This is a genomic window from Caballeronia sp. BR00000012568055 (assembly GCF_029439455.1).
Classification (GTDB): domain Bacteria; phylum Pseudomonadota; class Gammaproteobacteria; order Burkholderiales; family Burkholderiaceae; genus Caballeronia.
In genome coordinates this window covers 8,883-18,618 of record NZ_JAQFVG010000020.1, presented here as the reverse complement: position 1 = coordinate 18,618, position 9,736 = coordinate 8,883, and the positions used below count along the sequence as shown (strand labels likewise).

The window sequence follows — 9,736 nt, the reverse complement described above, 5'->3', positions numbered from 1 at the left end:
GGTACCTAAAAGCAAACTGGCCGTCTGTCGTTGCCGACAGCGGCCAGTATCGTGTTGCGAGGACTTAAGTCTGGTCGCGTCGGTCTGCGGCTTCTCGACGTTCGGCTCAGTGGCCAAAGTACGGTTGCGCAGTCGCGCCAGCAAGCGCGGGAAGGGTACCCGATGCTGACGAACCATCGGCGACACCGCCATAGCTTTGAGCGTTTTGCGCCGCGATCTTGGCTTCCGCGGCCTGGATCTCAGCCGGATAAGTCGTACGGTCCATTGCCGGGTTGTAGCCGGCCTTTTCCACCTGGACCAGTTGTGCTTTCACTTCCGCACGGGTCAGGGGTTGGTTCGATTGAGCGAATGAGACGGCGGGAATAGCGAGCGCAGCGGCGACGATGATGGATGCGAGTTTCATGGTGCTGACCTCCGGATCTTTGTTTTCGCAAACAGCCCTGTTTGCGTTTCGATGACTCCAGTGTAGGTATGATCGAATCTAGGGTTAACCACTAATTCGACAATGCTTTATTGTGGATTCGCTCAATAAACGACGCGGCATCTCGAAACATGCTCGTACGTCGACCGGCTTCGCGACAGACGTATCGGCGTGGACCGAAGCGCGCGATCCTACTCGTGGTCTCGTAGCGCCGCGAGCGCTTCTTCCAGAACATCCGCCGCGTCGAAGTGAAGATTCTCGCTCGCCTCATCCAGCTTTACACCGGACGGCATCCGTCGAGACTCAGCCGAATCGCGCAAGACATTGATGGCCGCGCGCAGCGCAAGTGCTGTGGTCAGTTGCGTCATGGCGTATCCCCTTTGGTCCGTTTCCGTTGGGCGGATCCGACTCGCTATTCCAAGTCTGGCTCATCCACTCACGCAGCCAGTCGATGCTCGTAGTACGGTCGATCACGATCATCCAAAATCGCTTGCAACGCAGCCAGGTTTGAAGCATCAGGATTCAGCCAGGCTTCAACGTTCTCCGGCTTGATCGGCACGATGCATCGATCGTGTCCGGCGGCCGCGACTTCGGCCGGTGGCTCATCCGTGATCGCGGCGAACGAAAGAAGATCAGGCTGATCTTTGGCGGTCCAGCGCGACCATAAGCACGCAACCAGCATGTCTTCGCCCGAGTCGGGCTTGAATTCGAGCACAACGTTCTCGTCTTTTTCGCCTTCCGCGAGCGTGCGCCCTTCCATGCGTGCCTGGCTCACATTCTCGTAGAAGCGGCTGACGATCATGAGGCCGTGCGAGTAGCCGAACAGCGGTTTCCAGAAGCCTTCAAGATTGTCGCGCCGGGCGTTGTACGTGCCGGGAAAACGGACGTCGTAGTTCGCAGGCTTGCCCGCAATACGGCATTGATAACGCATCGGCTTCACAACGTACTGCCCGTTCTCAACGACGAGCACAGGCGCATAGTGTCCCGGAAAGATCCGTGCGTCGCGATCCTTCAACGTCGTGCGACGCAGATCGTCGAGCCGACGCAAGCTGGAGTCGATCTTGTCGGTGGCAATCCGTCGGCTCTCCGTTGCAGCCTTCGTCACCTTCGTCTGCAACGCGCGCTCCGCATCGGCCAGTCGCGTGCGCTGCTTGAAAAGATCCTGTTCGAGCGTGGCAGCCTGCTCGATGTTGAATCGATTGATGAATTCCCTGATCTGACGTTCGTCGTCGTTTTGAGGATCGAGGAACGGCGCTTCCATGGCTTTCGGAATCTTGGCCTTGCTGCCTTCGGCGCGCTCCCAGAACAGACGCGCGAACTCACGAATGTCCATCTGCGCGCCGAACATTTTGACGTACCGCCGATAGCCCGCCTGGATCTGCGCCGAGTAGCACATGGTCACCCTCCTGGATGTGGATCGCCCCGCTCGATCGCTCAGTTCAATGGATCAGTTCGATGGATCAGTTTGGGGGTTCGGTTTGAGGGATCGGTTTGACGCGTCAGCCCGCCGTCCCGGTGGCTTCGCGGCATAGCCTCATCATCTTCTGGACCACGGTGCTCGCATGATTCAGCCCCATCTCGCCGGTGAAGAGCGCCTGGACGTCTGATTGGCGTATCGCGATGCCCGCGCCCTTCAGATCGCGACGGGCAATCTTGAGCGCCAGTTGGCCGATGCGGATGCGGTCAAGCCAGTCCATCTTGACCACGTTGCGTTTAAGCCAGATGCGGCAGCTCTCGACAATGTGATCCACGCGCCACTCTTTCGTGAGCGCATAAGATGCAGCGACCGTTGCCACCAGAAAGCACAGCAAATCGGCACGCGCGCCGGACAGCTCGTCAATATCGGGTTGGGTCATCTCACTCCCTGCTGGTTCCGACCATATTACTCACCTGGTTTCAGGTGCGGTCGTGTTCGGGACTTTCAACTGCACGGTTGATCGTCGCTCACTGCAACGCTGCCCAGTCCCGATACAGGCGCCATCGCAACCTTGGCAATAGTGGCGCTCGCGCACGCTCCCGTCAGCCTGCCAGCGGTTGAATCCGTCGATCGGCCTGGTACCGACCGCCCGGCCATTTTCTCGCGCGAAAAATGTCGGTTCGCCGGCTTTGCCGCGCGCGACAGCTTCGTCACTGGTCGCATCACCGAACGCCTCACGAAGGTTGGCAACAAAGTCGGCAACCTCGGGCATTGGATGTCTCGAAGCAAGCATATTCGTCAGATTTTTCTGCGACTAGTTAAAAGGGTGCAATTCACTGCTTCGATTTCTGCGCTACACTGAGTACTGTATATCCATACAGTATTTGAGGACACCCCTTTCGCCATGGCCGCTCTGCCTCAACACGTCGAAGCCATCCACCCAGCCTTGTGGCGTGGGTCGCAGTTGGCGCGTGCACACGGCGCAACCCTCGACACCGGCTATGCGGCCCTGTCAGCGGAGTTGCCCGGCGGCGGCTGGCCGATCGGCGCGCTGGTGGAGCTGCTGGTTCAGCAGCCGGGCATCGGCGAGATGCGGTTGCTCAAACCCGCTCTGGTCGCCGCGAGCAAACGGCCGGTCGCGCTGCTGCAGGCCCCGCACGTGCCGAACAGCCTGGCGTTCGCCTATCTGGGCGTGCCGCTGGACAAGCTCATGTTGTTGCGCGCGCCCAAGACGGCGGACGCGCTCTGGTGCGCCGAGCGCGTGCTCAATGCCCGAAGTTGCGGCGCGCTGCTCTTTTGGCAACAGCACATCCGGTCTGAAGCGTTACGACGATTGCATCTGGCGGCACAGGCGACGGAGACCTTGCTGATTCTGGTCCGACCGCTTGCCGCCGCTCAGGATTCGTCTCCAGCGGCCTTGCGGCTCGGTGTGCGACCCGCCGACGGCGGCCTCGCCGTCGATGTCATTAAGCGACGAGGCCCAACCCGAACCGATCAACTGTCCATCCACCTACAACCATCTCCGATTCTGCTCAGTCCTCATGGCCGTGTTCGTCGCCATCTTCCTACCCCGGCTTTCGCTGGAGGTGTTCCGGCCGAGGTACTCACCTCCGACTGAACACGGCTGTGTGGTACTGGAACGCGACAAAGTCATCGTGCTCGACCAGGCAGCAAGAGAAGCGGGCGTGATGGTGGGGATGAAGCGCGGCGGGGTCACGACACTCGCGGCCGATGCGCTGACGTACGACCGCAGCCCCATGCGAGAGGTGGAGATGCAACGCGAAGTCGCGTTCGCGCTGCTGCGTTTCTCGCCTCAGGTGGCGGTGCGGGAAGAAGAGACGATTCTGGTCGACGTCACCGCCAGTCTTCGACTCTTCGGCGGTATTAGACAGGTCTGCCGGCAGATCCGGGAAATAGTGAATGCGATCGGCGTCACCGCCCGCATGAGCGTCGCACCCACGGGTCAAGGTGCCTGGCTGCTGGCCAAGCGCGGCCGACGGCGCGTGCTCAAGATGGGTTCACTCGAACGCACTCTCGGGCAACTTCCCTTCCTGGTGGTTCCCGAAGTCAGGTCATTCGCCGATTGGTTCAACGGACTCGGATGCCGTGTGCTCAACGATGTTCGCCGCCTGCCGCGAGCAGGTCTCAAGAAGAGGTGTGGCGTGGATTTACTGAATTCTCTTGACCGCGCCTACGGCCTGTCGCCCGAGCTCTATGAGTGGTTAGAGCTACCGCCCTCGTTCAGCGCACGCACCGAGTTGCCCGATCGCGTCGAGCATGCCGAAGCCATCCTTTTTTCAGCGCGACGTCTGATCGTGCAGCTCTGCGGTTGGTTGAGCGCGCAGCAGCTCGCCCTCACGCAAGCGACGATCACGCTCGAACATGAACGCGGCCGTCAGGCAATCGAGCCGACGTTGATCGACATCGCGCTCGCTGAGCCCACGTGGCACGAAGAACACCTTGTTCGACTGTTGAAGGAACGGCTCGGTCGCATCGAACTCGAAGCGGCCGTCATTGCAGTACGCCTGACAGCATCCAAAGTGGAGTCGGCGGAGCCACCGAGCGATTCGCTTTTTCCGGATCCAGGCGGATCGGCGCAGGACCACAATCGACTCATCGAGCTGCTCGTCGCGCGTTTGGGCGCGGAGAATGTGTTGCGGCCTGCACCGACGTCGGACCACCGGCCGGAACACGCGAATCAATGGGTGCCCGTGCAGAACACAACGAAGGCGTGCCCGCCTCCGGCTGAACTTCCGCGTCCGACCTGGTTGCTCGACACACCTGTGCGGCTGATGATCAAGCATCACCGGCCGTTCTACGGTTCGCCACTGAAGCTCGTCTCGACGGGCGAGCGCATCGAGGCCGGTTGGTATGACGGCCAACTGGTGACGCGCGACTACTATGTCGCAGAAGCCACCGATAAGAGCTGCTATTGGATCTACCGTGAACGACCGAGCGTGACGACCGAGGAAGTTCGGTGGTTCCTACATGGCCTCTTCGGATAGTCGGTGGTGTGGCCGTGGATCTTTTCTCGTCGACCCTTCCAGACTATGCGGAGCTTTTCGCGTTCACGAATTTTTCGTTTCTGCATGGCGCATCGCATGGCGAAGAACTCGTGCTGCGCGCATCGCAACTCGGCTATTCGGGTCTCGCCATCACAGACGAATGTTCGCTCGCCGGCGTCGTGCGTGCACATGTCCAGGCCAAGGAAGAAAAGCTGCCGCTGATCATCGGCTCGTATTTCCGCCTCGTACATGCGGACAAGCGTCCCGCGTTCGGTCTCATCCTGCTCGCGCAAAATCGCAACGGCTATGGAAATCTGTCCGAGCTAATCACGCTCGGGCGCATGCGCGCCACGAAGGGCACGTACATGCTCACGCCGCACGATTTGTCTAAGCCCGAACAAGCGCACGCACACCTGCGTGGCATGCCTGATTGCCTGGCGATCCTTGTACCGGATTTTCCAGCGAAGGAAGACGGGCTCTCTGCACAGATCGAATGGCTTAACGAGACGTTTCCCGCGCGCGCGTGGGTGGGCCTGATCCTGCATCAGCGCGCGATGGATGATATTCATCGCGGCAGTGTCGAGTACGTCGCCGAGCAACATCGCGTGCCGGTCGTCGCGCTCGGCAACGTGGTGATGCATGTGCGCTCACGCAAGCCGCTGCAGGACACGATGACAGCCATTCGCGTCGGCCGGCCCGTTGCCGAATGCGGTTACGATCTCGCGCCCAACGCGGAGCAACACCTTCGCTCGCGGCTACGGATCGCGAACCTCTATCCTGCGCATGCGATCGCTCAAACGCTGAACATCTTTGAGCGCTGCACGTTCTCGCTGGATGAACTGCGCTACGAGTATCCTGACGAACTTGTGCCCGAAGGTTTTACGCACGAGGCGTATCTTCGGCAGGAGACCTACATTGGCGCACATAAGCGCTTTCCAGCGGGCATCCCGCATGAGGTGCAGCAGCAGATCGAATACGAGTTGCAACTCATCGGCGAGATGCGCTATGAGGCGTATTTCCTTACGGTCTACGACATCGTGCGGTTTGCGCGTAGCCAGCACATTCTGTGTCAAGGACGTGGGTCCGCCGCGAACAGCGCCGTGTGCTATTGCCTGGGCGTGACGGAGGTTGATCCATCGCGCGGTAACATGTTGTTCGAGCGCTTCATCTCGAAGGAACGCGGCGAGCCGCCGGATATCGATGTGGACTTCGAGCATCAGCGGCGCGAAGAGGTCATCCAGTACATCTATCGAAAATACGGACGTGATCGCGCGGCGATTGCTGCAGCGGTATCCACGTACCGGCCGCGCGGCGCGTTGCGCGAAACTGGCAAGGCGCTCGGCATCGATCCGCAGATCGTCGACAAGGTCGCGAAGAGTCACCAGTGGTTCGATCACTCGCAAGACCTGCTGCGCCGGTTCGAAGAGACCGGACTCGATCCGGAGAACCCGCTCATCAGAATGTGGGCGAAGCTCGCCGCGCAGATCCTCAATTTTCCGCGACATCTTTCGCAGCATTCGGGCGGCTTCGTCATCAGCCGCGGCAAACTCACACGGCTCGTACCGGTTGAGAATGCTGCGATGGTCGACCGCAGCGCAATCCAATGGGACAAGGATGACCTCGAAGCACTCGGTCTGCTGAAGATCGACGTGCTCGCGCTCGGTATGCTGTCGGCCATCCGGCGCACGCTCGATATCGTTTCCGAACAGCGTGGCGAACGCTTCGAGATGCAGGACATCCCACCGGAAGATCCCGTGACCTACGAGATGATCTCGCAGGCAGATACGATTGGCGTGTTTCAGATCGAATCGCGTGCGCAGATGAGCATGCTGCCGCGTATGCAGCCGCGTACCTTTTACGATCTTGTCATCGAAGTCGCAATCGTGCGACCGGGACCGATTCAGGGTGGTGCGGTCCACCCCTATCTGCGGCGGCGGCAAAAAATCGAGCCCGTTTCGTATCCAAGCCCGGAACTCGAGATCGCACTGGGTCGCACGCTTGGGGTACCGATCTTTCAGGAGCAAGTGATGCAGGTTGCTATTCTCGCGGCCGGCTTCACGCCGGGTGAAGCCGATCAGCTTCGCCGCGCGATGGCGGCATGGAAGCGCAAGGGCGGGCTGGAAAAGTACTATGACCGCATCGTCAATGGGATGAAAGAGCGCGGCTACGACCAGTCATTCGCCGAAGCCATTTTCGAGCAGATCAAGGGTTTCGGCGAGTACGGTTTTCCGGAGAGTCACGCGGCGAGTTTTGCGCTGCTGGTCTATGCGAGCAGTTGGCTCAAGTGCCACGAGCCAGCGGCCTTTCTCGCGGCGATGCTCAACTCTCAGCCGATGGGTTTCTATTCGCCTTCTCAGCTCGTGCAAGATGCGAAGCGTCACGGCGTCAAAGTGGCATCGATCGATGTCACCATCAGCGGTTGGGATTCAGTCCTTGAACGCCAGTCCGATGGCGCGCCGACAATCGTTCGTCTCGGGCTCTCGTTGCTCAAGGGAATGCGCGACGGCGCCGCCGAGCGCATTGAAAACGCACGCGCCGTCAAACGATTCGAAAGCGTCAGTGATCTTGCGCGGCGCGCTCAGCTCGATCGCCATGATCTGCAGGTGCTGGCGGCCGCCAACGCCTTGAGGTCGCTCGCGGGCAATCGGCGCGAAGCACTCTGGCAATCGGTTGCCGCCGTCCCGGACCGAGATCTCCTCTCCGATAGTCGAGTCAACGACGAGACGCCCGCGCTTGGTGCGCCATCGGAAGCCGACGACATTGTGAGCGACTACAATTCGACGGGGCTGACGCTCGGCCGGCATCCATTGTCACTCCTACGCCCGACACTCCTTCAGCAGCGACTTATGCCAGCTTCGACGCTGTGCACTTATCGAAATGGACGGATGGCGCGGGGGTGCGGTCTGGTTACGGTGCGGCAGAGGCCAGGGACGGCCAAGGGAGTCATGTTCGTGACGCTCGAGGATGAGACCGGCAATGTGAACGTCATCATCTGGCCGTCGCTATTAGAGAAGCATCGAAAAGAAGCGCTGGGCGCTTCGCTGCTCGCCGTCTATGGAACTTGGCAGTGTGAAGGCGAGGTTCGACACCTCGTAGCGCAGCGGCTCGTCGACCTATCACACCTGCTTGGTGGGTTGACCGCCGTCAGCAGAAACTTTTGCTGACTTCTTCCCAAGTTGCATGTGACAACCTCTGCAACCGAAGCGGTATTGATGCCCTAAGGCTCAGATCATCGTGTAGTATTAGCAAGTAATACCTTTGAATATTGGGGGCCATATGGCAACGACTGTCAAGATTGATGACGAACTAAAAAATCGTGTGCAGCGTCTGGCCGGCTTACGGGACCGGTCCGCCCATTGGATCATGCGGGAAGCGATCTCGCAGTATGTGGAACGCGAAGAGCAGCGCGAAGCGTTCAAACAAGATGCGAAGCGCGCCTGGGATAACTATCAGGCTGACGGATTGCATGTTACGGCTGAAGAAGCGGACGCATGGCTTTCGAAACTTGAAGCGGGTGAAGATGTGGAGCCGCCTACGTGTCACGACTGATTTGGGCCCCATCTGCACTTGCGGATGTGCAGCGCTTGTACCGTTTTCTTTCGCCGAAGAACCCGAACGCCGCACGACGCGCTGCACAGGTGATTCGTGCAGGCGTGAAAGTACTTGCCGACCAACCGCATGTAGGCAGAGTGGTAGAAGACATGGACACGGCGTTTCGCGAATGGCCTATCGACTTCGGCGATAGCGGGTACATCGCGTTGTATCACTTTGATGGCGAGACAGCGACTATCCTTGCCGTTCGCCATCAAAAAGAGGCGGGCTACTGAGTGGATCGAAAGCATTATCAGGAACGCCAATCGGTCTGCTCTCGTGCATTTTGATTATTAGCACTTTAGCCAAGATCCAAACACGGCCCGATAAGAAGAATTATCGGGCTAGCTGCCATTCGCGGGAGGGGAGGTGCCACGAGGAAGTGGCAGGGCCTTAGCGGGCTGACCGCGCGCAAAGCGCGAAGCGGTTGGCGGCAGACGGCTCAAAGCAGAAGTTCGATTTGGAAAGTCCGATGGCTGCTTCCTACCGACAGCGGTCCGTCGCTTCGTCGAACAGAGCTCCTAGGAGCGGCCGTCCACCCAACCGCATAGAACTTTTGGGGCAGCGGCGACCTCCTAAGAATCCTCTGGTACCGGTCTGGGCGGATAGAACCCTTGCCGTCCGCGGGTGAACGCGTAATCTTCCGCGAGGCGCAAACAATGACCCTATTGTCTTGCGGAAAACCAAGTAAACCAAATCACCGGACTCAGGACGACGAATCGCAGAAGAACTCCGACAAACCCAGCGAGTTGCCCCTTCAACGCGGTCGTAGTTTCAGCTGCGGCAGAAACCCCACTCAAGACGGTTGCCGAACCGCTGGAAACAGCGCTGGGTACCATGGGCGTGCTCGTGACCAATTCGTGAGTGATAGCGCAGCCTGTACCGAGCAATACTAGAATGCCGATGCCAAACGCGATCGCCCACATTTTTTGCGCTCGGATCAATGCATCACGTCTGCGTTCAAAGGACTTCGCCAACGCCACTTTACTGGCACCCTGAAGCGTGCCTTCGATCTGCTCCCGGTACTTCTCGAACTCGTCAAACAATTGCCTTTTTGATTCAACTGACTCTTCCAATTCCACAGCGTACTCGACAACGAGATCCTTCTGGGACTCCGCGGTCGCCGCACTTGCACCAGCCGTCGTTTGCGCACTCGCAGCCGTCCGCTCAAGACTTTTGATTTTTTCGACGATTTCTTGCAAGTTTTGCACATCTTGCTGTGCGACGGCGGCCATCCGTTCAAGATTGCGTTTAGTGTGAAACGATTGCTGAGCTGTCGATTGGATCGACTCCGCTTGAGCG

Annotated in this window: 11 protein-coding genes; 5 read left to right on the top strand and 6 right to left on the bottom strand. The window is 59.3% G+C overall.

Annotation, left to right across the window (positions count from 1 at the left end):
* Positions 1 to 106 precede the first annotated feature (106 nt).
* From P7F28_RS02175 to P7F28_RS02155, 5 genes are all read right to left on the bottom strand, one after another.
* Positions 107 to 403: a DUF4148 domain-containing protein gene (locus P7F28_RS02175; protein ID WP_277182799.1), complete on the bottom strand. Its 297-nt coding sequence runs from the start codon at positions 401 to 403 to the stop codon at positions 107 to 109.
* 209 nt (positions 404 to 612) lie between these two features.
* Complete coding sequence (locus tag P7F28_RS02170; protein ID WP_277182798.1) at positions 613 to 789, bottom strand: hypothetical protein; 177 nt, start codon at positions 787 to 789, stop codon at positions 613 to 615.
* A gap of 68 nt (positions 790 to 857) precedes the next feature.
* The gene (locus P7F28_RS02165; protein ID WP_277182797.1) at positions 858 to 1,817 is read right to left on the bottom strand and encodes an SOS response-associated peptidase family protein; all 960 of its coding nucleotides are present in this window, start codon (positions 1,815 to 1,817) and stop codon (positions 858 to 860) included.
* A 103-nt stretch (positions 1,818 to 1,920) separates the two neighbouring features.
* Entirely contained in the window at positions 1,921 to 2,277 is a 357-nt protein-coding gene (locus tag P7F28_RS02160; protein ID WP_277182796.1) for a hypothetical protein, read from the bottom strand.
* A gap of 30 nt (positions 2,278 to 2,307) precedes the next feature.
* Positions 2,308 to 2,610 (bottom strand): hypothetical protein, encoded by a 303-nt coding sequence (locus P7F28_RS02155; RefSeq protein ID WP_277182795.1) that lies wholly within the window; start codon positions 2,608 to 2,610, stop codon positions 2,308 to 2,310.
* Between the two features lie 132 nt (positions 2,611 to 2,742).
* On the opposite strand from P7F28_RS02155, the gene imuA reads away from it, so the two are divergent.
* The 5 genes from imuA to P7F28_RS02130 all read left to right on the top strand — a co-directional run bounded on the left by imuA (position 2,743) and on the right by P7F28_RS02130 (position 8,670).
* Positions 2,743 to 3,456: a translesion DNA synthesis-associated protein ImuA gene (gene imuA / locus P7F28_RS02150; RefSeq protein WP_277182794.1), complete on the top strand. Its 714-nt coding sequence runs from the start codon at positions 2,743 to 2,745 to the stop codon at positions 3,454 to 3,456.
* Positions 3,380 to 4,843 carry a DNA polymerase Y family protein gene (locus tag P7F28_RS02145; protein WP_277182793.1) on the top strand — a complete coding sequence of 488 codons (1,464 nt, stop codon included), beginning with the start codon at positions 3,380 to 3,382 and terminating at the stop codon, positions 4,841 to 4,843. Before imuA ends, P7F28_RS02145 begins: the two co-directional genes overlap by 77 nt.
* Before the next feature lie 14 nt (positions 4,844 to 4,857).
* Complete coding sequence (locus P7F28_RS02140; protein ID WP_277182792.1) at positions 4,858 to 8,007, top strand: error-prone DNA polymerase; 3,150 nt, start codon at positions 4,858 to 4,860, stop codon at positions 8,005 to 8,007.
* Between the two features lie 112 nt (positions 8,008 to 8,119).
* Entirely contained in the window at positions 8,120 to 8,392 is a 273-nt protein-coding gene (locus tag P7F28_RS02135) for a CopG family ribbon-helix-helix protein (protein WP_277182791.1), read from the top strand.
* Positions 8,380 to 8,670 (top strand): type II toxin-antitoxin system RelE/ParE family toxin, encoded by a 291-nt coding sequence (locus P7F28_RS02130; RefSeq protein WP_277182790.1) that lies wholly within the window; start codon positions 8,380 to 8,382, stop codon positions 8,668 to 8,670. Before P7F28_RS02135 ends, P7F28_RS02130 begins: the two co-directional genes overlap by 13 nt.
* 429 nt (positions 8,671 to 9,099) lie before the next feature.
* On the opposite strand, the gene P7F28_RS02125 is transcribed toward P7F28_RS02130, so the two are convergent.
* Positions 9,100 to 9,736: hypothetical protein (locus tag P7F28_RS02125; RefSeq protein WP_277182789.1), on the bottom strand; the 637-nt coding region annotated here is incomplete at its 5' end.

Excerpts from the sequence above, each read along its gene's own strand:
- P7F28_RS02160 (WP_277182796.1), bottom strand. The coding sequence starts at position 2,277 with ATGACCCAACCCGATATTGACGAGCTGTCCGGCGCGCGTGCCGATTTG.
- P7F28_RS02165 (WP_277182797.1), bottom strand. The coding sequence starts at position 1,817 with ATGTGCTACTCGGCGCAGATCCAGGCGGGCTATCGGCGGTACGTCAAA.
- P7F28_RS02155 (WP_277182795.1), bottom strand. The coding sequence starts at position 2,610 with ATGCCCGAGGTTGCCGACTTTGTTGCCAACCTTCGTGAGGCGTTCGGT.
- P7F28_RS02175 (WP_277182799.1), bottom strand. The coding sequence starts at position 403 with ATGAAACTCGCATCCATCATCGTCGCCGCTGCGCTCGCTATTCCCGCC.
- P7F28_RS02170 (WP_277182798.1), bottom strand. The coding sequence starts at position 789 with ATGACGCAACTGACCACAGCACTTGCGCTGCGCGCGGCCATCAATGTC.
- imuA (WP_277182794.1), top strand. The coding sequence starts at position 2,743 with ATGGCCGCTCTGCCTCAACACGTCGAAGCCATCCACCCAGCCTTGTGG.
- P7F28_RS02145 (WP_277182793.1), top strand. The coding sequence starts at position 3,380 with ATGGCCGTGTTCGTCGCCATCTTCCTACCCCGGCTTTCGCTGGAGGTG.
- P7F28_RS02135 (WP_277182791.1), top strand. The coding sequence starts at position 8,120 with ATGGCAACGACTGTCAAGATTGATGACGAACTAAAAAATCGTGTGCAG.